Source organism: Pseudomonas sp. GD03862 (genome assembly GCF_029840855.1).
Lineage (GTDB): Bacteria > Pseudomonadota > Gammaproteobacteria > Pseudomonadales > Pseudomonadaceae > Aquipseudomonas > Aquipseudomonas alloputida.
Genome location: NZ_JAOCDI010000002.1, coordinates 105,087 through 127,265 on the forward strand (window position 1 = coordinate 105,087; position 22,179 = coordinate 127,265).

Below are 22,179 nucleotides of genomic sequence, written 5' to 3' on the forward strand. Positions count from 1 at the left end.
ACTGATCAGTCGCGCAATTGACGGCTTTCGTCAGAACGTGCGCGTACACTTGCCTTCATGCCACTCGCAGGAGCCGCTGCATGCCCTACCCCATTGAAGAAAAACTGGTCATCGGCGTAGCCTCGAGTGCGCTGTTCGACCTCTCCGTCTCCGATGACATCTACCAGACACAAGGTGTCGAGGCTTACCGCCAACACCAGGAGCAGAACCTGGACGAGCCGTTCCCCAGGGGGGTGGCGCTCCCGTTCATTCGCCGCTTCCTGAGCATCAACAAGGCGTTCCCCGACCAGTTGCCGGTGGAAGTGGTGCTGCTCTCGCGCAACTCGCCGGAAACCGGCCTGCGGGTGTTCCGCTCCATCAGCCACTATCAGCTGGACATCACCCGCGCGGCATTCATGTCGGGCCGCTCGCCCTACGAATACATCCCGGCGTTCAATGCCTCGCTGTTTCTCAGCGCCAACGAGGAAGATGTGCAAAAGGCCATCGACGCCAACTACCCTGCCGGGCGTGTGCTGCCTACGCGCATCTACGATGATGAAATCGACACCGAGCTGCGGGTGGCCTTCGACTTCGATGGCGTGATTGCCGACGACGAGGCAGAGAGTGTTTACAAGCGCAACGACAACCTGGACGACTTCCAGGAACACGAGCGCATGCACAAGGGCACCCCGCATTCGCCGGGGCCACTGGCAGACCTTTACCGCAAGCTTTCGCGGATACGCATGCTGGAGGACCGCAAGCTGGCCGAGGACCCGACGTACCAGCGGATTCTGCGCATTGCCATCGTCACGGCGCGCAACGCGCCTTCGCATGAGCGGGTGGTGACGACCTTGAAGGATTGGGGCGTATCCCCGGATGAGTGCTTTTTCCTAGGCGGCATGGATAAGCCCAGGGTGTTGTCGATATTGAAGCCGCATGTGTTTTTCGACGACCAGCGCACGCACTTGCAATCGCCAGCGGGAAACCTGCCGATGGTGCATGTACCGTTTGGGGTGGCGAACAGAGTGCGCTCGCCTCAGGCACCCGACGTGAAGCAGGATCAACTGCCGATCAGCGAATTGTCACGCGAACCGTAAACCGCCAGAGCGACACCCTTGACCCATGCGCGCTCGCCGCCGCATGCTCGAACGCTTCCACCCACGCTCAAGGAACGATTGCATGAAGCTGGAAACGCTTGCCATCCATGCGGGCTTCAGCCCCGACCCGACCACCAAGGCGGTGGCCGTACCGATCTACCAGACCACCTCCTTCGCCTTCGACGACACCCAGCACGGCGCCGACCTGTTTGACCTGAAGGTTGCCGGCAACATCTATTCGCGCATCATGAACCCCACCAACGACGTGCTCGAGCAGCGCATGGCCGCCCTGGAAGGCGGGGTTGGCGCGCTGGCCGTAGCCTCGGGCATGGCGGCTATCACCTACGCCATCCAGACCGTCGCCGAAGCCGGCGACAATATCGTCTCGGTGGCCAAGCTGTACGGCGGCACCTACAACCTGCTGGCGCACACCCTGCCGCGCATGGGTATCCACACCCGCTTCGCGGCCCATGACGATATCGCCGCCCTCGAAGCGCTGATCGACGCGCGTACCAAAGCGGTATTCTGCGAGTCCATCGGCAACCCCGCCGGCAATATCGTCGATATCGCCGCGCTGGCCGAAGCCGCCCACCGCCACGGTGTGCCGCTGATCGTCGACAACACCGTGGCCACCCCGGTGCTGTGCCGGCCGTTCGAGCACGGCGCCGACATCGTCGTGCACTCGCTGACCAAGTACATCGGCGGTCACGGCACCAGCATCGGCGGGATCGTCATCGACTCCGGCAAATTCCCCTGGGCCGAAAACAAGGAACGCTTCGCCCTGCTCAACACCCCCGACCCGTCCTACCACGGCGTCACCTACACCGAAGCCTTCGGGCCTGCCGCCTTCATCGGCCGCTGCCGTGTGGTGCCCTTGCGCAACACCGGCGCGGCGCTGTCGCCGTTCAACGCCTTCCTGATCCTGCAAGGCCTTGAAACCCTCGCCCTGCGCATGGAGCGCCATACCGAGAACGCACTAAAGGTCGCCCATTACCTGCAGGCCCACGAGCAAGTGGCCTGGGTGAAGTTCGCCGGGCTGCCCGACCATCCCGAACATGAACTGGCCCAGCGCTACACCGGCGGCAAGCCGGCGTCGATCCTGTCGTTCGGCATCAAGGGTGGCCAGGCGGCTGGCGCGCGTTTCATCGACGCGTTGCAGTTGGTGGTACGCCTGGTGAACATCGGCGACGCCAAGTCACTGGCCTGCCACCCCGCTTCCACTACCCACCGTCAGCTCAACGACGAGGAACTGGAGAAGGCCGGCGTGCCGCGGGACATGGTGCGCCTGTCGATCGGCATCGAACACAGTGACGACATCATCGCCGACCTGGCCCAGGCCTTGGAGGCCAGCCGCGGCTGATTCACCCGCGCCCTACCCAATGTCGAAGGCGGGCGCACCTTCATCAAGCCTGGATGCACCCGCAATGACCCTGTTTTACCTGAAACTCACCATCACACCCCTGCTGATGTGGGCCATCTCCCTCGCCTCCCGGCGCTGGGGCGGCCTGCTAGGCGGATTGCTGTCCGGCTTGCCGATCACCTCGGCGCTGGTGATGACCTTCCTGTGCCTGGAACAGGGCACGGCCTTCGCCCTGGGCGCATTGCCCGGCGCACTGGGCGGCCTGGCGGCGGTGCAGGCCACCTACACCGTCTACCTGCTGGCCACGCGCACACTCGGCATCGCCGTGGCCGTACTGCTGGCGTTGCTGTTCTATGGCCTGGCCGCCTATGCCTTTACCCACTGGGGCAGCCTGTACCTGTCGATTGCAGTGGCGTTGGTGCTGATCGGCGTGCTGATCCGCGCCAGCGGCCGCGAGCCCAAACCTGATACCTTGGCCCGCCCCCGGCACCGGCACTGGGAAATCCCGTTGCGCATGGTATCTGCCACTTCCCTGCTGATGATCACCACCAGCCTGGCCAGTTGGCTGGGCCCGGCGACCAGCGGGATGCTGGCGCCGATTCCGGTGATTGCCTGGCCGCTGGTGGTGTTCGCCCATGTGCAGGGCGGGCGAGCCGGGATGGCGGCGATGGTGCGGGGGAATGCGATCGGCGCGGTGGGGGTGATTGCGTTCTATCTGGTATTGGCGGGGCTGCTGGAAACGTGGGGCGTTGGCGTTACCATCGGGCTGGCCATGCTGTGCGCTGTGGTGCTGACCCTTGGGCTGGCCGCGGTGTTGCGGCGGCGTTGATAGGCCGTTGGGCTGCTGCGCAGCCCATCGCAGGCACGCCAACGCCTGCAGGGACCGAGCGGACTGCTCGCACCTGCGGCCTTAGTCGAACGCCCCGTTCAACACCTCATAAATGATCCCGGTCGCCACGGCGACCAGAATCAGGTCTGCGCCCGCTTGCATCCACTCATACCCGTCGTAGTGAGGCAGCTGCCCCAACAGACGGCCATCCAGTTTCTTGGCGATACCAGGTGGCAGGGGCTTGCCGCGGGCCAGGTTCTTCTGAATACCTGGAGGCAATGCCGGGCCCGGGCTCCAGTAGTTGCGGTGGCCACCGAGGATGCCCAATACATCGCCACGGTCGATGGACGGGCCGCCGTGCCAGTCATTGCCGCCGACGCTCTGCTTGTGGCCGCCCGAATTGCCCTGGCCCTGGGCGTGCGGCGCCTGGCCCTTGCCGTGCCCCTGACCTTGGCCCTGGCCTTTGCCATTACCCGGGTCGGCGAGCACCGGGCCAGAGGCCAAGGCCACCGCCAATGAGGTGACAACGGCTGTCATGATTGTTGATCTGGCCATGTGAGCATCCTTTGCGAGAGAGGTTGCCCCACACTATAGACGGTGCGCACGCCTGCTTCACTTGCAACCGCCTCAGCAGGGATGGCTGACAAGGGAGGCACGCTTCGGCCACAATCGGTCGCCTGGTCCACGCTGGGAAGCACTGCATGCTCACTACCCTCGCCATCGGCAACTACCGCTCGATCAACCACCTGGTGCTGCCGCTGAGCCAACTCAACCTGGTGACCGGTGCCAACGGCAGCGGCAAATCCAACCTGTACAAGGCGCTGCGCCTGCTGGCCGAAACCGCACAGGGCGGCGTGGTCGAAGCGCTCGCCCGTGAGGGCGGGCTGGATTCGACCTGGTGGGCTGGCCCGGAAACCAGCGCACGAATGCGGCGCGGCGAAGTGCCCATCCAAGGCCAGCATCCGAGCGAAGCCAGGCGCCTGCGCCTGGGCTTTGCCACCGAGGACCTCGGGTTTGCCATCACCCTCGGCCTGCCAATTCCCCTGCCGTATCCGAGCGCGTTCATGCTCGACCCTGAAATAAAGTGCGAGGCCATCTGGGGCGCTGGCGCCTATCGGCCCTCGTCCTTGCTGGTCGAGCGCAAGAACGCCCTGGTGCGGGCCCGCGAGGGCAACAGCTGGGCGGTGCTCGATCAGCATGCTGACAGCGGCGAGAGCTTCTTCAACATCGTCGGCCGGCCCCGCCAGGCACCGGAAATCGGTGACCTGCGCGCGTTCATCAACAGCTGGCGGTTTTACGATCACTTCCGGATTGACCGTGACGCGCCTTGCCGTCAACCCCAACTGGGCACTCGCTCGCCGGTGCTGCATCACGACGGGCGCAACCTGGCCTCGGCGTTGCAGACCATTATCGAAATTGGCGATGTGGAGGATCTGGTGGAAGCGCTGAATGACGCGTTTCCCGGCAGCCGTCTGGAGATCAATGCGCCACCTGGCGGGCTGTTCAGTGTACGGCTGCACCAGCACGGGCTTTTGCGCCCGCTCGACGGTGCTGAATTGTCGGACGGTACCCTGCGTTATCTTCTCCTGATGGCCGCCCTGCTCACACCACGGCCGCCATCGCTGATGGTCTTGAACGAACCGGAAACCAGTCTGCACGCGGACCTGCTCCCGGCCTTGGCGCGGCTGATCATTCGTGCATCACGCCGTAGCCAGGTTTGGGTGGTATCGCACAGTGCGCCATTAATCAACGCGCTGGCAGCCTGTGACGGGTGCAATGTGCTAGAGCTGGAAAAAATACAAGGGCAAACCCAGCTGCGGGGGGTTGGGTTGCTGGATGAGCCGCTGTGGCGCTGGGCTGACTGAGCTCAAGCACGACGGTACAAGCCCGGCATGACTAACCTGCCCCGGTAATCTCGTCCATGAACTGGGTAAGAAAGGTTTCAAGCCGGGTATGACGCTCGGCAGCAAGGCGCGCCCCTTCTTGGGTTTTAAAGCCCGAGGCGAGCTTGAGCAGTTTGGTCTGGAAGTGCTCGATGGCATACGCCCCGTCCTGGTACGCCCTCTGCTGCGCGAAAGGATTCTCGAAGTCATAGAGCGCCGACCCCATTCGCCCGGAGACGTAAAAACACCGGGCAATACCCACCGCGCCTATGGCGTCAAGCCGGTCACTGTCCTGAAGGATGCAGGCCTCACGTGTCAGCGGTTCCAACCCCGCCGAGTAACTGTGCGTTTTGATCGCATGCACTACCTGCTCAACACGCCCGCTCGGCCAGCCCATCTCAGCAAGGACTGATGCAGCCTTGTTCGCCGACAACGTCGAGGCCTGCCCACGTAACGGCGAATGCTTTTCCACCGCCACACAGTCGTGCAGCACCGTCGCCGCAAGCAAGATTTCAAGGTCGCCACCCTCCACCCGCTGGATCCGGTGCGCATTGACCCACACACGATGAATATGGGCCAAGTCGTGGGAGCCATCATTCTGGTCAGACGGCAGATACTTCAGCAAGTCAGTGGCAAGGCACTGATAAGGAGCAAACGCTTCGCGGGTCATCTTCGGTAGGTTCCATTTCCGGTGTGCCCCGCCAAGGCGACGCCTGATGGCCCCTGAGTTCGCAGATCAGAACACCGACCATCCGATCCGCGAACTGAGCAGCTCAAGCGCCGCCATCCCGGCCAGGGAGTTGCCCGCCGCATTCAGCTCTGGCGACCACACGCATACGGTAAATTGCCCCGGTACGATCGCCACGATCCCGCCACCCACACCACTCTTGCCAGGCAAACCCACCCTGAAGGCGAAATTCCCCGCCTCATCATACAGCCCGCTGGTGGCCATGATCGAGTTCACTTGTTGGGTCTGGCGCCGCGTCAGGATCTGCTCACCGCTGTGCTTGCAGAACCCATCATTGGCCAGGAAGCAGAATGCCCGCGCCAGGTCCAGGCAGTTCATTTGCAGTGCACAGTAACTGAAGTAACTGCGCAGCACCGTCTCGACCTCGTTATGGAAGTTGCCAAAGGACTGCATCAGGTACGCCATGGCAGCGTTGCGCGCGCGAAACTGATATTCCGAATCAGCGACCCGGGTATTGATCGAGATGTGAGGGTTGCCTGAAAGCCGTCGGACAAAATCGCGCATCGACAACGTGGGGGCAGCGAAGCGCGACTGATTGATATCGCAGATCACCAATGCCCCTGCATTGATGAACGGGTTACGCGGCCGCCCGCGCTCGAACTCCAGCTGCACCAGCGAGTTGAACGGCTGCCCCGAAGGCTCATGCCCCAACCGCTCCCAAATGGCTTCCCCCGAATGGCCAATGGCCTGAACCAGGCTGAACACCTTGGAAATGCTCTGCACCGAGAATGGCACCTGCGCGTCGCCTGCGCAGTGGTAACTGCCATCGTTGCCATAGACAGCGATACCCAGTTGGTTCGCCGGCACGTCAGCCAGCGCGGGAATGTAGTCAGCGACTTTGCCCTTGCCGATCAAGGGACGTACTTCTTCGAGAATCTCGTTCAACAGCGTTTGCATGGAAGGCCCTGTATCAATCCCCAGACGACGGCGAGGGGCACTCTTCTTGACGAAGACTGAGCGGGAGAGATCACACATTCAGAAACAAATCACCGTAAGCGTCGTCATCGCCAGGAAGCCTGACGACGCCAGCAGCGCATCAGGTCTTTTACAGGGCAACAGCTTGCTGCCGAGCGGCACAGCTTGACGCGACATTAGCGCCGCGAAGTCTGCGATAAAAAAATTGGATATCTCATTAAAGAAATCCCGCAGGCGCTGCCCTGGACCATGGGATTACAGTCCGCCTCACGCCGTCGTCCGGCGGGGTGGTTGCTGCTGGGCCATTACGCGTTCGAAGCCTTACCGGAACCCGGCGCAACTCACACCAATACAAGAACAAAGGTGACCACGCATGCTTAAGCCTCCTGTCGATGCCCCCATCGATGTCAAAGACTGGATCGATAACCGCCCCATTGCTGCCTACCAGTGGCTGATCCTGGTGCTGTGCTTCCTGATCGTGCTGTTCGATGGCTTCGATGTCGCCGTCATGGGTTTCATCGCGCCTTCGCTGATGCAGGACTGGGGCCTGTCGCGCGCCGCCTTTGGCCCGGTGATGAGTGCCGGCATGGTCGGCCTTGCCATCGGCGCGCTGACCGCCGGCCCGTACGCCGACCGGTTGGGCCGCAAGAAAGTGCTGCTGATCGCGGTCAGCGGTTTCAGCCTGCTGAGCCTGGCCTGCGCCTTCGCCCGCAACCCCTATGAGCTGGCTGTGTTACGGCTGCTGACCGGCATTGCCCTGGGTGCGGCCATGCCCAACTGCACCACCCTGCTTGCCGAGTACCTGCCCACACGCAACCGCTCGCTGATGATCACCATCATGTTCACCGGCTTCAACATGGGCTCGGGCCTGGGCGGCTTCCTGTCCGCCTGGCTGATCCCTCATCACGGCTGGCAATCGGTACTGCTGGCCGGCGGCCTGCTGCCACTGGCCTTGCTGCCCTTGCTGTGGTGGCTGCTGCCAGAGTCCGCTCGCTTCCTCGCCGCACGCCAGGCACCGGCCAGCCAGATTGCGGCAGCCTTGGCCAAGCTTGGCGGCCGCTTCGCTGCCGGCACCCGCTTTACCGTCAGTGAGCCAACCACGCAGCACAAGGCACCGGCCCGGCAGCTGTTCAGCGAGCGCTACCGGTTGGGCACCCTGGCCCTGTGGCTGACCTATTTCATGGGCCTGCTGGTGATCTACCTGACCATGGGTTGGTTGCCGACCCTGCTGCGTGATGGCGGGCTGTCCATCGAGCGCGCCGCCACCATTACCGGCCTGTTCCAGATCGGGGGCGCAGTGGGCGCAATCGTGGTCGGCTGGATCATGGACCGACGCAACCCTAACCGGGTCATCGCCATCGCCTACGCCCTCGGCGGCCTGTGCATCGTCTCACTGGGCGCCCTGAGCCTGGAGTCGAGCCTGCTGGTGGTGGGCGTGGCGGCTGCCGGGTTCTGCATGAGCGGTGCGCAGACCGGCCTGAACGCCTTCGCCCCTGGTTACTACCCGACCGAGTTCCGCGCCACAGGTGTAAGCTGGATGCTCGGTATCGGGCGCTTCGGGGCCATTTTCGGCTCCCTCATCGGTGGTGCCGTGCTCAGCCTGGGGCTGGGCCTGCCGCTGCTGTTCACCCTCCTCGGCCTGCCGGCATTCGCCGCTGCCCTGGCGATCCTGGCCAACGGCCACGCCCGGCTGCGCGCGACCCCCGCAGTAACCGCGCCGTAACCTGTAACAGAGGACTTTCGCATGGCTCGTATCATTGGTGGCCTGGCCGTCTCCCACACCCCAACCATCGGCTTCGCAGTCGACCACGACAAACAGGAAGAAGCCGCCTGGGCGCCGATCTTCGAAAGCTTCGAGCCGATTCGCACGTGGCTGCAGCAGCGCCAGCCGGACGTACTCTTCTATATCTTCAACGACCACATCACCTCGTTCTTCTTTGACCATTACAGCGCCTTCACCCTGGGCGTAGACGAGCAATATGGCGTGGCCGATGAAGGGGGCAACCCGCGGGACCTGCCGCCAGTCGGCGGCCACGCAGCGCTGTCGCGGCACATCGGCCAGAGCCTGATGGCCGATGAGTTCGACATGAGCTTTTTCCGCGACAAGCCGCTGGACCACGGCTTCTTCTCGCCCATGTCGGCCCTACTGCCCTGCGATGAAAGCTGGCCCGTACAGATCGTGCCGCTGCAGGTCGGCGTACTGCAGCTGCCGATCCCCACGGCACGGCGCTGCTACAAACTGGGCCAGGCATTGCGCCGCGCCATCGAGAGCTACCCCGAAGACCTCAAGGTGGCGATCGTCGCCACCGGCGGGGTGTCACACCAGGTGCATGGCGAGCGTTGCGGCTTCAACAACCCAGAGTGGGACGCGCAGTTCCTTGACCTGCTGGTGAACGACCCGCAGCGCCTTACCGAGATGACACTGGCCGAGTACGCCACGCTCGGCGGCATGGAAGGTGCCGAGGTGATTACCTGGTTGATCATGCGTGGCGCGTTGTCTGCCAACGTTGAGCGCAAGCACCAAAGCTACTACCTGCCGTCGATGACCGGCATCGCCACCCTGCTGCTGGAAAACCGCGACCAGGCACTGCCGGCACCGGTCAACGAACGCCACCGCCAGCACATGCAGCATCAGCTGGCAGGGGCTGAGCAGCTTGAAGGCACCTACCCCTACACCCTGGAGCGCAGTGCCAAAGGCTACCGCCTGAACAAGTTCTTGCATCGCATGATTGAGCCGCAGTGGCGCCAGCGTTTCCTGAGCGAACCCGAAGCGCTGTACCGCGAGGCGGGCCTGAGCGAAGAGGAAAGCGACCTGCTGCGCCGCCGCGACTGGCGTGGGCTGATCCACTACGGGGTGATCTTCTTCGTGCTGGAGAAGCTGGGCGCCGTACTGGGTGTATCCAACCTGGACATTTACGCCGCCATGCGCGGGCAGAGCATCGAAGACTTCATGAAGACCCGTAACCAGCAGGTTCGCTACTCGGTGGCCGGCAAAGCACCCAACTGACCGATGCAGCCCGCTTGATCGTGTGGCGGCGCGTCCCGCGCCACCACCCCCACCGCTCCCTGATTCAACCTGCCCAGCGCCGATGCGCCGCTGGCGGGCAGCGCTTTGCCCATCCCTGGAGAATAAAAATAATGAAATGCCTCACCCTGTACCCGCTCGTCCCCACATTCGCACTGGCAGCCAGCCTGCCACTGCAAGCCCTGGCCGAAGGCTTCGTCGACGATGCCAAGGCAAGCCTGACGTTGCGTAACTTCTACATGAACCGCGACTACACGGGCACGGCAAGCCAAGGCAAAGCCGAGGAATGGACGCAAAGTTTCATCCTCGACTTCAAGTCCGGCTTCACCCCCGGCGTGGTCGGTTTCGGCGTTGACGTGCTGGGCCTTTACAGCATCAAACTCGATGGCGGCAAGGGCACCGCCGGCACGCAGTTGCTGCCTGTTCATGACGACGGGCGCCCGGCGGACGACTTTGGCCGCACGGCGCTGGCGGGCAAGATGCGGGTGTCCAAGACGGAACTCAAAGTCGGTGAGTGGTCGCCTACCCTGCCCATCCTGCGCGCCGATGACGGCCGCTCGCTACCACAAACCTTGCAGGGCGCGCAGGTCACCTCCAACGAGCTGGCCGGCCTGACCCTGTATGGCGGCCAGTTCCGCCAGAACAGCCCGCGCAACGACGCCAGCATGCAGGACATGAGCCTGTTCACCCGCACAGCCTTCACCTCGGACCGTTTCAACTTCGCCGGCGGCGAATACCGCTTCAACCAGGAGCGCACCCTGGTCGGCGCCTGGTATGCCCAGCTGGAAGACATCTACCAGCAGCGCTACTTCCAGGTGCAGCATCAACAGCCGCTGGGCAACTGGGTACTGGGCGCCAACCTGGGCTACTTCTGGGGCAAGGACGACGGTGGCGCCAAAGCCGGCGAACTGGACAACCGCACCGCTTCGGGCCTGTTCTCGGCGAAGCTGGGTGGCAACACGTTCTACGTCGGCTTGCAGAAGGTCATGGGCGATGATGAATGGTTCCGGGTCAACGGCGCCAGCGGCGGCACGCTGGCCAACGACGCCTTCGGCTCCAGCTACGAAAGCGCCCGCGAACGCTCCTGGCAGGTGCGCCACGACTTCAACTTCGTGGTGCTTGGCATACCCGGCCTGACCCTGATGAACCGCTATATCCACGGCGACAACGTGCACAACGCCAGCACCCAGGACGGCACCGAGTGGGGCCGCGAAAGCGAGCTGGCCTATGTGATCCAGTCCGGGCCGTTCAAGGCCCTGAACCTCAAGTGGCGCAACTCCAGCCAGCGCCGGGACTGGGGCAGCACCAACAGTTTCGATGAGAACAGGCTGATCGTCAGCTACCCGCTGAGCCTGCTTTAAGGCACCCTCCTGGGCTCACGCCTGCTCGGTGATGACCTGGCGGATACAGGCCATCAGCGCGACTGCCGCCGGTGACTGCAGGCAGCCACTGCGCTGCATGAGGCCGATGGCGCGGGCAGTGCCGGGCAGTGCCAGCGGCAGGCGTTGCAGTTCGCCGCTGGCAATCTCGTAAGCCAACTGGTGCGCAGACACCGCCGCCAGCATGTCCGAACGCACCAGCAGGCCACGGATAACCGCCAGATCAGCGCTTTCCACCACCGGCCACGGCGCTGTCAGGCCCGCGGCGGCGAAGCAGTTGTCGAGCAGCTGACGGGCCGGCGAGCCGGCCCGCGGCAACACCCAGCGCGCCTGGTGCACGCCCTTGAGCGTCAGGTGAGTGTGCAACAGCGGGTGCCCCCGACGGGCCAGCACCACCATTTCCTCGTTGATGAGCGGCTCGCCCACCAGGTCGCTGGCATAGTCGTGAGGCCGCAACGCGCCCAAGACGAAATCCACATCCCCTACCCGCAGCTCGGTTGCCAGCAGGTCGAACGGGCTTTCGTTGGTCACCACCCGAACCTGTGGGTGCTGGGCCGTGAAGCGTAAAATGGCATCCGGCAGAATGCGCGAGCGGCCCAACGGCAACGCGCCGACATGCACCACCCCGCGCAGGGTGCCTTGCATCGCGCTCAGGTCACTGTCCAGCAGGCGCAACTCGTTCAGCGCCCGGCGGATGGGAAACAGAATGTCCCGGCTGGCCACAGTGGGCTGCAGGCCGCGCGACGTGCGCACGAACAAGGGCTGTCCGCAGCCGCCTTCGAGCACTTTCAAGGCAGCACTGACCGCCGGCTGGCTAAGGCCGAAGTGCCGCGCCACGGTTTGCATGTGCCGTGTTTCACAGAGCTTCACGAACACCTGCAGGCGCCGCGCCTGAAACAGATAGAGGGGCTCGCCCTGCGCGGTGCCCAGCAAACTCGGCACACCGTCCAGTTCCGCCAGCACGCGCTGTGCACGCGGCAGCAGGCACTCGCCATAGTCGGTCAGGCGCATGCCATTGGCATGGCGCTCGAACAGGGGCACGGCAAAGCGCGCCTCCAGCTCGGCGATGGCGCGGGTGACCACGGACTGAGCACGGAACAGCACCTCCGTCGCCCGCGAAACGCTGCCCAGCTCGGCTACCCGAATGAACGCGCGCACTTGCATCAGGTTGGGCAGTTCGACATCGATCATAAGGGCTCCCGGCGCTCGGCTCGTGACTGCGGCGACTATGCCTCTACCCCGCTTGCCCGGCAATAAATAAAACGCATAGCCGCTGCAAATGAACGCATTAGTGCCCTGCACAGGCCAATGACATCCTGCGCCCACCCCCACTGCAGGAGCCAGCGAACCATGAATACCCCACAAAAATCCGCCCTGGTGGTCAGCGCACATTCCGCCGACTTTGTCTGGCGTGCCGGTGGCGCCATTGCGCTGCACGCTGAGCAAGGCTATGCCATGCACGTGGTCTGCCTGTCTTTCGGTGAGCGTGGTGAGTCTGCCAAGCTGTGGCGCAAGGGTGAAATGACCGAAGCCAAGGTCAAGGACGCACGCCGTGAAGAGGCCCTGGCGGCGGCCGAAATCCTCGGTGCCAGCGTGGAGTTCTTCGACATCGGCGACTACCCGATGCGCGCCGACAAGGACACCCTGTTCCGCCTGGCCGATGTGTATCGCCGGGTACAACCGGAGTTCGTACTCAGCCACTCCCTCAAAGACCCTTACAACTACGACCACCCGCTGGCCATGCACCTGGCCCAGGAAGCCCGCATTATCGCGCAGGCTGAAGGCTACAAGCCGGGCGAGAAGATCGTTGGCGCACCGCCGGTGTACGCCTTTGAGCCGCACCAGCCCGAGCAGTGCGAATGGCGCCCGGACACCTTCCTGGACATCACCCCGGTGTGGGACAAAAAGTATGCCGCCATCCAGTGCATGGCCGGCCAGGAACACCTCTGGGAGTACTACACCCGTGTAGCCCTGCAGCGCGGCGTGCAGGCCAAGCGTAACGTGGGCATCACCAGCGCACGCAACATCGTCTACGCCGAAGGCCTGCAGAGCGTGTTCCCACGCGTGACGGAGAACCTGGCATGAGCGGGCTGATCGGCAAGACCGGCATCGTCGTGCGTAATATCCCACGCGTTGAGCCACACATCATCGATGCCCTGGGCCGGCTGGGTGTCGCCACGGTGCATGAGGCCCAAGGTCGCAAGGGGCTGCTCAATACTGCCGTGCGCCCTATCCAGCAAGGTGTGGCGGTGGCCGGCAGCGCGGTAACCGTGCTGGTGGCCCCAGGCGACAACTGGATGTTCCATGTTGCCGTGGAGCAGTGCCGCCCAGGCGACGTACTGGTGGTGGCGCCCAGCTCGCCGTGCAGCGATGGCTATTTCGGCGACCTGCTGGCGACCTCGCTCCAGGCCCGCGGCGTGCGCGGCCTGGTGATCGATGCGGGCGTGCGCGACAGCCAGACACTGCGCGACATGGGCTTTGCCGTGTGGTCCCGCGCCATCAACGCCCAAGGTACGGTGAAAGAGGTGCTGGGCTCGGTGAACCTGCCGCTGCTGTGTGCCGGGCAGCTCGTCAATGCCGGTGACATCGTGGTGGCCGATGACGACGGCGTAGTGGTGGTGCGCCATGGCGAAGCCCAGGCGGTACTCGAGGCCGCCACCCAGCGCGCCGACCTGGAAGAACGCAAACGCCTGCGCCTGGCCGCCGGCGAGCTTGGCCTGGACATCTACGAGATGCGCCCGCGCCTGGCGGCGAAGGGCCTGCGTTATGTCGACCACCTCACCGACCTGGAAGGCTGAACATGGGCCAGACCCGCATACCCTGCCTGCTGATGCGCGGCGGCACCTCCAAGGGCGCCTATTTTTTGCATGACGACCTGCCCGCCCCCGGCCCGCTACGTGACCGGGTGCTGCTGGCGGTGATGGGCTCGCCCGATGCCCGGCAGATTGACGGCATCGGCGGCGCCGACTCGCTCACCAGCAAAGTCGCCATCATCCGCGCTTCGCAGCGCGATGACGCCGACGTGGACTACCTGTTCGCTCAGGTGGTGGTGGACGAGGCGCGGGTGGACTATGGGCAAAACTGCGGCAACATTCTGGCCGGCGTAGGGCCGTTCGCCCTTGAGCGCGGCCTGGTGGCCGCCAGCGGCGCGAGCACACCGGTGCGCATCTTCATGGAAAACACCGGGCAGATCGCCGTCGCCCAGGTGCCGACCGCCGATGGCCAGGTGGAGTATGCCGGCGATACCCGTATTGATGGGGTGCCGGGCCGTGCGGCGGCGCTGGTGGTCACGTTTGCCGACGTGGCCGGCGCCAGCTGCGGAGCCCTGTTGCCCACCGGCAACAGCCGCGACTGTGTCGAGGGTGTGGAAGTCACCTGCATCGACAACGGCATGCCGGTGGTACTGCTGCGTGCCGAGGACCTTGGCGTGACCGGTTACGAGCCGTGCGAAACGCTGGAGGCCGACAGCGCCCTGAAAACACGCCTGGAAGCCATCCGCCTGCAACTGGGCCCACGCATGAACCTGGGTGATGTCAGCCAGCGCAATGTGCCGAAGATGTGCCTGCTATCGGCACCGCGCAACGGCGGCACGGTCAATACGCGCTCGTTCATCCCGCACCGCTGCCATGCGTCCATCGGGGTGTTTGGTGCGGTGAGTGTTGCCACGGCCTGCTTGATTGAGGGGTCGGTTGCACAGGGCCTTGCCAGCGCGTCCGGCGGTGATCGTCAGCGTTTGGCGGTGGAGCATCCGAGTGGGGAATTTACGGTGGAAATCAGCCTGGAACATGGCGTGATCAAGGGGTGCGGGTTGGTGAGGACGGCGCGTTTGCTGTTTGACGGGGTTGTGTGCATCGGGCGAGATATTTGGGGTGGGCCACAGAAGTGACTCATCAATGGTTGCTTGGGGTTTCAAAAATGAATGGACACCGCAAGTGCACTGACCAGCAAACAGAGGCTCGCGACAGCCGTTAAATGCACGCGCATCGGCAGATACCACCCAGGCACGGCTTGCGCCAGTTTGCGATCCTGCCAAAGATGGCCGACAAAACCGAAGGTCAACACCAGACACCCCAATGGCACAGGCAGCAACGTGCCAACCCAACCGATCAGGGCCGGTATAACGCTCCACACCAGTCGCTCTTGACGCTGCTTCGCGGGCAAACTCTGCAACGTCATGGCAAACCCCCAGTGCAGGGCACCAACGAAGCTCAATATCACCGCGCCATAGCCAACCATCATCATCGAGAAAAACGCTCGATATTCAGCCCCAAAAAGAATGAGCAGCGTCAAACCAATAAACGGCAGCAGACCGCCGTAACCCAGGACAGCGTAGCGGCTTGGAGATAAAGCAGTAGCATCGGTATTCATCTGGGCGCCCCTTCGCGACGGTTCAGGACCGGACGTCAGTTGTGTCGTCCAATGAGGTTAAGGAATTCGTGCCGCGTCGAGGGGGCGTCGCGAAATGCACCTAACATCACGGATGAAATCATCACCGAGTTCTGCTTCTCTACACCGCGCATCATCATGCACATATGCTTGGCTTCGATCACGACCGCCACCCCTGCGGCATCCGTGACTTCCTGCACGGCATACGCAATTTGCCGCGTCAGGTTTTCCTGTATCTGTAAACGACGGGCGAACATGTCCACTACGCGTGCAACCTTGGAAAGCCCTAACACGCGCCCTGTTGGCAGGTACGCGACATGCGCCTTGCCAATGAATGGCAACATGTGGTGTTCGCACAATGAGTAGAGTTCAATGTCACGCACCACAATCATTTCATCGTTTTCACTCTCGAACAAAGCACCGTTCACGACCTCGTGAAGATTCTGTGCATACCCGTTGCACAAGTACTGCATCGCTTTGGCCGCACGCTGGGGGGTGTCCAGAAGCCCTTCGCGCTGCGGGTTTTCACCAATACCGACCAGGATTTCATGATAGTGCTCGGCTAACGAGTGTGACATTTGGACTCCTCACCGTTACAACGGTGCCCGCCAGCGGGATGTGGTAGCCAGGCCAAGTGTGGCCTCAATCGACAGAACAGCCTGTAAAGAACCGAAAACAGGGGACGTAGCGGACGCCAAGCCAGTGGCGCGACCCACAGGCCCACATCGGCAGCACGCCAACTCCACAAGGTGGCGTCCAAGCCTGTAACCCACTGCCCGCTAGCGAACCTTCCATGCAGGCATGACCTCAGTTGCTCAACCGTCAAGCCCAACGCCCCTGCATCGAAATCATCAGCACTGATGTCAACCAGGATGAGCTTTCCCCCAGTCGATTTCCTGCGCAGGAAGGCTATCTCCCGAGCGCACAACGGGCAGGCGCCGTCAAAGTACAGGGTGAAGGGCCACTTACAATACATGTACAACCTCTCATGCTTGTACAGGTTTTTGTATAAGTTAGCTGAAACCAGGAAATTCGCAATGGGGGGCGGGGGGGTGTTCGCCGGTGGGTTTGTATTGCCGGTGAGATCGAGCGCCGCCAAACCTCCCATGGCGGACACCTTCCACTCAAGGCCGCATGAGCGGCTCGATCCCGATCCATTTCTTAACGGGGTGATAGCAGAGCTTCAGCGGCGGAATCTGCACCTTGCGGCCCTGCACATCCAGTGCCCCCAGATGAATCGTCCACTTGGAATCTGCCTCGAACCTGTCCGTCTGAAAGATCACGTAAGCCGAGCCATAGCGCTTGTTGTTGGTCATCCTGGGAATCATCCGGTGCACTTCATCGCTGTTGATGTCGTATGGCGATGGCCGGGCGGTCTTCTCATTCACCAACGGAAAGTCGTAGGTCTCGTTGATGCCCAAGTACACCTCGGGCCGCGCATTCAGGCGCGAGCCGTCTTCAAAGGTGATGTAAGCCTGACGGCTGTCGTACAGCACCGGTATCGGCGGCTCGCCACGCTTGGAATCGGTCGACGGGCGTTGGCGGTCTTTGTTGTAGGCGATCATTTGCACAAAGAATTCCTGCCGCGAGTACTTCTCGCCCGGGTACTGCACGTACAGGCTTTGCTCATAGCGCTTTTCGCCCCATAGGGCGGCGTGGTCGTAGAGGTAGGTTTCCAGGTAGAGGGTGGCCTCCCCCTGCGGGCCTGGCACTTTGAACTGGAACTCGGATTCGCAAAGGTCCGCGTAGGCGGCGCGTTCGCGTTTCCACGGGACGCAGGCGGTCAACGAAGCGGCTGCCAGCAGCAGCATGAGAGAGAGTGTGCGTTGCAGGTTATTCATGACCGGCCCTGGTCCAGATGCGAATGGATCAGTTTCGAGGGCTGGGTCGCGCAAGTCCATACTGACCCTTTGCCATTATCGCGATACAGACAACACACCTTGCAACCGCTCTGGAGGTGACCACAACGCCGCAACCGGATTTGCTAAGATCGCGACCTTTCCGCTGGGTGAACTGCATGTTCACCCGAGCCATTTGCAGCCTGCTGGAAGACCCGATGAACAAACTGATCCTGCCTTTCGCCATCTTCGTTAGCGTCATCATCACAGGGAAGATCGCCGAGCATTACGGCCTGGAGGGCAGCTGGAAAGTCGGCCTACTGTGCCTCGTGGCAGCTGCCGTCCAGATCGCGGTTACCCGCTTTCAGCGCCACCAGCGGCAGAAAGCCGAGCTTTAAAGGGCGCGGGGCCCTCTGGATGATCACGTTATGGGGACCTTTCTTTCACCCAATTTTCACAGTGGCTTGGGCAGGATGAAGCTATCCCTACGTGATAGTACTTAGCCCGCCTCGGCGGGTTTTCTTTTGCCCGCATGTTTCCTGTCGACGTTTTGGGGAACGGGAGCGGGTCGAAAAATCAGAAATTACCCCTTCCTTGTAGGCCATTTCCCAAAGATACTCCTCGCGCCTGATTTTCGTTGCACATGGAAATAGTCAGCCCTAGTCTCGGCCTGTCGCTGCCAATTCAGCGACCGGTTTTGACAGACCGCTGACGTTGTCCTCATGTGCTCGCTTTCATGGCGGCTGTACGTGTGGGCACCCTGTGGTGCGCCGAGTGCCAACGTCTCGGTCTGTCAACCCGCGTACAGCTGCCACCATCTTGTTTGACAGCAAGGTTGAGGTAGCTCCACTTTCCGACGTTGGAGTTACGCCATGCTCAAGATCGTTCCAGATCCACCCCACAGAACCCTCTGCCTTGAAGACACCCTGATCCAGGCCACGGATTACGCGCTTTGCGCTGCAACTGTCGTGCATCAGGCAATGCTGCTGCAGCCCAAGTCACCCGCGTCGATTCTGATGATGACCTCGATGCATGAACTGGAGACCTTGAGAGCTTTGCTCGAGTCCGCAATAGCCCAAGTGCAGATGCCCAGTGAACCTCGGACTATGCATTGACGTGTCGCTGATGTACTGCCTGGGCCGGCCTCTTCGCGGATACCCTCCCAGGCACTCCCTCAGCCTTGAAGACTGCCGTGCTCCCGTAGGAGCGGGTTCACCCGCGAATAGGCCCGTACAGGCTGAAGCAATCTTGGGGAAACTGAACAATGTCCACAGAAGAAACCAAATTCACCGTCGGCAAAACCACCTTCTACCAAGGTGAAAACCAGACCCATCCCCTCTTCCGCATCGAAGCCGGCATCCCTTGCCAAAGCGCCCGTGAACAGGCGTCCGAGCTGATGGGCTATGCACGGGACATGACCCTGGATGGATTGATGGAAGATAAACCTCAGTTGATCTGGGCTTCGCACTACCTTTGCGCGTTGGCCAAGGCACTGATGGATGATGCGGAACTGGGCATGATGCGCTGAATGACTCATCATTGACTGGGTGCCTTCAAGACCTATGCGACTCCCGGTTTTGAAGGCGACTCAGCGACCTACCCCCTGCCCCTTTCTTGCTAGACGTGATCCAAGACTCAGTTCCATCGATTGCGACATCAAAGCCGAACCCTCACGCAAAGGCTCCGGTGCTTTGGCGTCAGAAGCGCTCATCACCGATAGCCGGCAAGATCAGCTCCCGTACGAACGAAGCCCCGGACAAGCGCAACAGCGCGTCGACCATGGTGACCACATCATGCACCGGTACCTGGCGTCGCTCGCCACGTGCTGCGGCTTGCGCCAATGGCGTGTTCAGGGAGTCGTCGGTATTCAGATAACCCAGTTGAAGCACGGTCACCGCCAGGTTGTCATCCCTGAAACCTTCGCGCAGCGCATCAGCCATGCCGTTGAGGGCGAACTTTGAGGCGCCGAACGCTACCTCCGGGCGCCCACTCTGGCGAAGAGCTGAGGTCGAACCGGTAAGGATCAACTGCGGCCGGGGCGCACCAAGCAACTTGGGCACCAGGCGCTTAAGCAGAAGCAGCGTGGCCGTGATGTTCACCTCGACCAGCCTGGTGATCGATTCGTCGCTGTCGTCAAGGAAGGCATAGTGCTCGCTGAAGGCGTGTTCTTCCCAGATGCCAACGTTGTAGATCAGGACATCCAGATCGGCAGGTGCCCGATCCGCGATCTGTGCTACAGCCGCCGCTGGCTTGGCAAGGTCGGCATCGACCCAGTGCAGATCGATGTCCGGGGCAAGGGCCAAGTCTGACGGCTGTTTGCGCGATACGCCGATCAGCGTGTCCCCTGGCTGGCCGAGCCCTTCGAGCAAAGCCCGGCCCAACCCTCTGCCGGCGCCTACGATCATCATCTTCATCTGTTGCTCCTTTTAGTTAAAACTCTCCAAACTTCCCTGGGCCGTTCAAATCCACCGGACATTCAGTACGACGAAGTGCAGCAGGATCCAGACCATCAACAGCAGATGGGTCAGTTGCAACCCTTCCTGGCGGATCCAGTAGCCGAACCATATCCCGCCCAGCAGCATCGCGAACAGGAACCCGAGCGTTGCGCTCAAGGCCAGGTTCAACCAGGGCCGCGCCACCTCCAGGCCGGCGCCAAGCAGCAGTTCATAGCAGCCAACCCAAGCCGCGAGAACGGCGGCTGCCTGTGTCAGCACGATGATCGACAAGGCCAAGCGATGGATGGCGTGAGAGGTCATCGCTCGCACCAGCAGAGGGAGGCTGATTCCGGGAGGTTGGGTCAGCGGCGCCATCGACATGGTCTCCCCGATCGCCCCGGCTGAGCTGGCAAAGGCCTGCAGGTTGTTGATCAGGCTGATACTCAGCCACAGGCTCAAGCCAATGCAGCAGGTGATCTGGAAAATCAGCAGTGAAGTCGGAGTGTCCATTCCTGGTCCTTTGTGAGTTCGTTTCCGAAAGCAGCGAGAGCGTCCGGACGCCACTCTAAAACCTTGACTTAACTCGAGGTCAATACCGGATTTCCAATAAGGCAGGCAGGGGCGACAACCTCAACCGTTTGTTCAAGCCGTCTGTAGGTCTGAGAAGTTTGTCGAGGTCTTGGGCGACCGATCGAGCCGCGCCGATCTACGCCACAGGTATTACCCACTGGAGGATCCGGGATAGAGCCAACCGGTTTGCTATGCTCTCTACTTCGGCTGGCCTGAAGGCGCCGAGCGTGTGCGGCATTGGCCAAGATGCTTGAGAGTTTTCTATCCGCATTTGTGAAAAAACGAACCAAGGAGTGGAGTAACAGACATGCCAGCTTGTCCCCTACCCTCTGATGAAGCACTTCGTCAGCGCACACTTGATGATATGGACTTGGTCGATACGCCGGCCGAGCATTATCTTGATACCTTGGTACGACTCACCCAAGAACTAGCCCAGGTGGAGACCGTTCTGATCAGCCTAATCGATCAGGATCGGCAGTGGTTCAAGGCTCGAATCGGTATCGAGGTAAGCGAGACGAAGCGTAATGTGTCTTTTTGCGGCTACGCGATTCTCGGTGAAGATACCTTGATGGTTTCCGACGCCAGGTGCGATACACGCTTCGAGGACAATCCCCTCGTGCTGAACCCACCCTATATCCGGTTCTATGCGGGCCACCCGTTACGTGCCTCAAATGGCAAAGCCATTGGCACCCTGTGCATGTTCGATCCTCGGCCGCGGAAGCTCAGCGAAGCGCAACAGGCTAATTTTCGGGACTTAGCCACGCTCACCGAGGGTTATTTGCAACTGCGGAGCCTAGCTCAGGTCAATCGCGCTCTGCGTGTTGAAATGGATCGCGGGCAGCGCAGGGCTTTGCTTGATCCTTTGACACAACTATGGAACCGCGGGGCATTGGCAGCATTTCAGAATCGAGAGCTTCGTTTGGCTGAGGAGCGAGGTTTACAGCTAGGTGCCGTATACGCAGACCTCGACCGTTTCAAATCGGTCAATGACGAGCATGGCCACGATGCCGGCGATAAAGTGCTCTGCGAGTGCGCCCGCCGCCTGCGGGCTACGCTTCGGCCAGATGACCTGCTGGTACGCCAGGGAGGAGAGGAGTTCGTGGCCCTGCTACGGGTTAAAGATAGCCAAGAATTAACGCAGATTGCGGAGCGCTTGCGTCAGTCAATCGGCACCGCGCCGTTTTTGTTGCCCGGCGGCCCTCGGAAGATGACCATGAGCATCGGATGCACCCTGCTCACCCAGGGTGAGCAGATTGATGATGCAATAAAGCGCGCTGATGGCGGTCTCTATGCGGCCAAACATGGGGGGCGTGACCAGGTTGTCTATGTGCCAGCGTTATCCTGAGGAAGTTGAGACTCGGTAACATGGGGCAAGGCTCTCCCTATACGAGATGCGCTAGCGTATTGGCCACCCCGGTCTCCAAGTGGGTTCTCCTTCGCAAGCGTATCGAGCCAAGGCCGCCCTGGAGGCGCTGATTCGCGCCGCCGGGGCAGTTCGGAACTCATCCCTGAGTTTCTTTGCTGCGGTACTCGGTGGTGGTCATGCCGGCGTAGCCCCAGTTATCGGTGTCGACCTCCTCGATCACGATATGGGTGAGCTCAGGTTTCTTTCCGAGCACTCGCTGCAAGGTCTCGGTGATTTCCTTGATGACCTGGGCTTTCTGATCACGAGTGACGCCGTCGCGAGTGATGCGGACGCTGACGAAGGGCATGGTATTACTCCTATGGGGTGGGG

25 protein-coding genes are annotated in these 22,179 nt (G+C 61.9%); 14 read left to right on the forward strand and 11 right to left on the reverse strand.

Going from position 1 to position 22,179, the window contains the following annotated elements; genetic code table 11:
• Positions 1-80 precede the first annotated feature (80 nt).
• The 3 genes from N5D53_RS01845 to N5D53_RS01855 all read left to right on the forward strand — a co-directional run bounded on the left by N5D53_RS01845 (position 81) and on the right by N5D53_RS01855 (position 3,265).
• Positions 81-1,076, forward strand: a complete 996-nt coding sequence (locus N5D53_RS01845; RefSeq protein ID WP_104962043.1) for a 5'-nucleotidase — start codon at positions 81-83, stop codon at positions 1,074-1,076.
• 82 nt (positions 1,077-1,158) lie between these two features.
• The gene (locus N5D53_RS01850; RefSeq protein WP_004575388.1) at positions 1,159-2,436 is read left to right on the forward strand and encodes a bifunctional O-acetylhomoserine aminocarboxypropyltransferase/cysteine synthase; all 1,278 of its coding nucleotides are present in this window, start codon (positions 1,159-1,161) and stop codon (positions 2,434-2,436) included.
• 64 nt (positions 2,437-2,500) lie between these two features.
• A complete protein-coding gene (locus tag N5D53_RS01855) occupies positions 2,501-3,265 on the forward strand; it encodes a hypothetical protein (protein WP_003250736.1) in 765 nt (254 codons plus the stop codon).
• An 81-nt stretch (positions 3,266-3,346) separates the two neighbouring features.
• Here N5D53_RS01855 and N5D53_RS01860 read toward each other — a convergent pair whose 3' ends face one another.
• On the reverse strand, positions 3,347-3,820 hold the full coding sequence (locus N5D53_RS01860) for an anti-virulence regulator CigR family protein (protein ID WP_012052855.1): 474 nt from the start codon (positions 3,818-3,820) through the stop codon (positions 3,347-3,349).
• 146 nt (positions 3,821-3,966) lie between these two features.
• Between N5D53_RS01860 and N5D53_RS01865 the strand changes: the two genes are divergently transcribed.
• Positions 3,967-5,130, forward strand: a complete 1,164-nt coding sequence (locus N5D53_RS01865; protein ID WP_104962045.1) for an AAA family ATPase — start codon at positions 3,967-3,969, stop codon at positions 5,128-5,130.
• A 31-nt stretch (positions 5,131-5,161) separates the two neighbouring features.
• Here the strand turns inward: N5D53_RS01865 and N5D53_RS01870 are convergent, their stop codons facing one another.
• Positions 5,162-5,818 (reverse strand): HD domain-containing protein, encoded by a 657-nt coding sequence (locus N5D53_RS01870; RefSeq protein ID WP_129931931.1) that lies wholly within the window; start codon positions 5,816-5,818, stop codon positions 5,162-5,164.
• A 66-nt stretch (positions 5,819-5,884) separates the two neighbouring features.
• Positions 5,885-6,793 carry a glutaminase B gene (gene glsB / locus N5D53_RS01875; RefSeq protein ID WP_014591518.1) on the reverse strand — a complete coding sequence of 303 codons (909 nt, stop codon included), beginning with the start codon at positions 6,791-6,793 and terminating at the stop codon, positions 5,885-5,887.
• A gap of 391 nt (positions 6,794-7,184) precedes the next feature.
• Here glsB and N5D53_RS01880 point away from each other — a divergent pair, with 391 nt between their 5' ends.
• The 3 genes from N5D53_RS01880 (at position 7,185) to N5D53_RS01890 (ending at position 11,197) form a co-directional block, all read left to right on the forward strand.
• Entirely contained in the window at positions 7,185-8,534 is a 1,350-nt protein-coding gene (locus N5D53_RS01880) for an aromatic acid/H+ symport family MFS transporter (protein ID WP_266024266.1), read from the forward strand.
• A 21-nt stretch (positions 8,535-8,555) separates the two neighbouring features.
• Positions 8,556-9,818 carry a gallate dioxygenase gene (locus tag N5D53_RS01885; RefSeq protein ID WP_004575382.1) on the forward strand — a complete coding sequence of 421 codons (1,263 nt, stop codon included), beginning with the start codon at positions 8,556-8,558 and terminating at the stop codon, positions 9,816-9,818.
• A gap of 131 nt (positions 9,819-9,949) precedes the next feature.
• On the forward strand, positions 9,950-11,197 hold the full coding sequence (locus N5D53_RS01890; RefSeq protein ID WP_190869129.1) for an OprD family porin: 1,248 nt from the start codon (positions 9,950-9,952) through the stop codon (positions 11,195-11,197).
• A gap of 15 nt (positions 11,198-11,212) precedes the next feature.
• Here the strand turns inward: N5D53_RS01890 and N5D53_RS01895 are convergent, their stop codons facing one another.
• Entirely contained in the window at positions 11,213-12,406 is a 1,194-nt protein-coding gene (locus N5D53_RS01895; protein ID WP_010953450.1) for a LysR family transcriptional regulator, read from the reverse strand.
• 117 nt (positions 12,407-12,523) lie between these two features.
• Here N5D53_RS01895 and galB point away from each other — a divergent pair, with 117 nt between their 5' ends.
• From galB to N5D53_RS01910, 3 genes are read left to right on the forward strand one after another with little or no spacing between them, the layout of a single operon-like run.
• A complete protein-coding gene (gene galB / locus N5D53_RS01900; RefSeq protein ID WP_104962049.1) occupies positions 12,524-13,300 on the forward strand; it encodes a 4-oxalmesaconate hydratase in 777 nt (258 codons plus the stop codon).
• Positions 13,297-14,013, forward strand: coding sequence for a 4-carboxy-4-hydroxy-2-oxoadipate aldolase/oxaloacetate decarboxylase (locus N5D53_RS01905; RefSeq protein ID WP_012052864.1), 717 nt, complete (start codon positions 13,297-13,299; stop codon positions 14,011-14,013). Before galB ends, N5D53_RS01905 begins: the two co-directional genes overlap by 4 nt.
• 2 nt (positions 14,014-14,015) lie before the next feature.
• Positions 14,016-15,101 (forward strand): 4-oxalomesaconate tautomerase, encoded by a 1,086-nt coding sequence (locus N5D53_RS01910; RefSeq protein WP_190869128.1) that lies wholly within the window; start codon positions 14,016-14,018, stop codon positions 15,099-15,101.
• A 23-nt stretch (positions 15,102-15,124) separates the two neighbouring features.
• Here the strand turns inward: N5D53_RS01910 and N5D53_RS01915 are convergent, their stop codons facing one another.
• The 4 genes from N5D53_RS01915 to N5D53_RS01930 form a co-directional block, all read right to left on the reverse strand.
• The gene (locus N5D53_RS01915; RefSeq protein ID WP_190869127.1) at positions 15,125-15,583 is read right to left on the reverse strand and encodes a DUF3429 domain-containing protein; all 459 of its coding nucleotides are present in this window, start codon (positions 15,581-15,583) and stop codon (positions 15,125-15,127) included.
• Between the two features lie 35 nt (positions 15,584-15,618).
• Positions 15,619-16,179, reverse strand: coding sequence for a GTP cyclohydrolase I FolE (gene folE, locus N5D53_RS01920; RefSeq protein WP_014591526.1), 561 nt, complete (start codon positions 16,177-16,179; stop codon positions 15,619-15,621).
• Positions 16,164-16,577, reverse strand: coding sequence for a DUF393 domain-containing protein (locus N5D53_RS01925; RefSeq protein ID WP_274139238.1), 414 nt, complete (start codon positions 16,575-16,577; stop codon positions 16,164-16,166). The genes folE and N5D53_RS01925 overlap by 16 nt, the downstream gene beginning before the upstream one ends.
• 148 nt (positions 16,578-16,725) lie before the next feature.
• The gene (locus N5D53_RS01930) at positions 16,726-17,442 is read right to left on the reverse strand and encodes a hypothetical protein (protein WP_190870160.1); all 717 of its coding nucleotides are present in this window, start codon (positions 17,440-17,442) and stop codon (positions 16,726-16,728) included.
• Positions 17,443-17,618: 176 nt separating this feature from the next.
• On the opposite strand from N5D53_RS01930, the gene N5D53_RS01935 reads away from it, so the two are divergent.
• From N5D53_RS01935 to N5D53_RS01945, 3 genes are all read left to right on the forward strand, one after another.
• Positions 17,619-17,837, forward strand: coding sequence for a hypothetical protein (locus N5D53_RS01935; RefSeq protein ID WP_014591528.1), 219 nt, complete (start codon positions 17,619-17,621; stop codon positions 17,835-17,837).
• A 474-nt stretch (positions 17,838-18,311) separates the two neighbouring features.
• Positions 18,312-18,554, forward strand: coding sequence for a hypothetical protein (locus tag N5D53_RS01940; RefSeq protein WP_104962054.1), 243 nt, complete (start codon positions 18,312-18,314; stop codon positions 18,552-18,554).
• 149 nt (positions 18,555-18,703) lie between these two features.
• Positions 18,704-18,967 carry a DUF3077 domain-containing protein gene (locus N5D53_RS01945; RefSeq protein ID WP_003250694.1) on the forward strand — a complete coding sequence of 88 codons (264 nt, stop codon included), beginning with the start codon at positions 18,704-18,706 and terminating at the stop codon, positions 18,965-18,967.
• Between the two features lie 169 nt (positions 18,968-19,136).
• Here the strand turns inward: N5D53_RS01945 and N5D53_RS01950 are convergent, their stop codons facing one another.
• Positions 19,137-19,853, reverse strand: coding sequence for an SDR family oxidoreductase (locus N5D53_RS01950; RefSeq protein WP_119713495.1), 717 nt, complete (start codon positions 19,851-19,853; stop codon positions 19,137-19,139).
• 45 nt (positions 19,854-19,898) lie between these two features.
• The gene (locus N5D53_RS01955; RefSeq protein ID WP_014591530.1) at positions 19,899-20,384 is read right to left on the reverse strand and encodes a DUF2165 domain-containing protein; all 486 of its coding nucleotides are present in this window, start codon (positions 20,382-20,384) and stop codon (positions 19,899-19,901) included.
• Positions 20,385-20,751: 367 nt separating this feature from the next.
• Here N5D53_RS01955 and N5D53_RS01960 point away from each other — a divergent pair, with 367 nt between their 5' ends.
• On the forward strand, positions 20,752-21,789 hold the full coding sequence (locus N5D53_RS01960; protein ID WP_190869126.1) for a sensor domain-containing diguanylate cyclase: 1,038 nt from the start codon (positions 20,752-20,754) through the stop codon (positions 21,787-21,789).
• A gap of 157 nt (positions 21,790-21,946) precedes the next feature.
• On the opposite strand, the gene N5D53_RS01965 is transcribed toward N5D53_RS01960, so the two are convergent.
• The gene (locus tag N5D53_RS01965) at positions 21,947-22,156 is read right to left on the reverse strand and encodes a 4-oxalocrotonate tautomerase family protein (protein WP_010953438.1); all 210 of its coding nucleotides are present in this window, start codon (positions 22,154-22,156) and stop codon (positions 21,947-21,949) included.
• Positions 22,157-22,179: the final 23 nt, after the last annotated feature.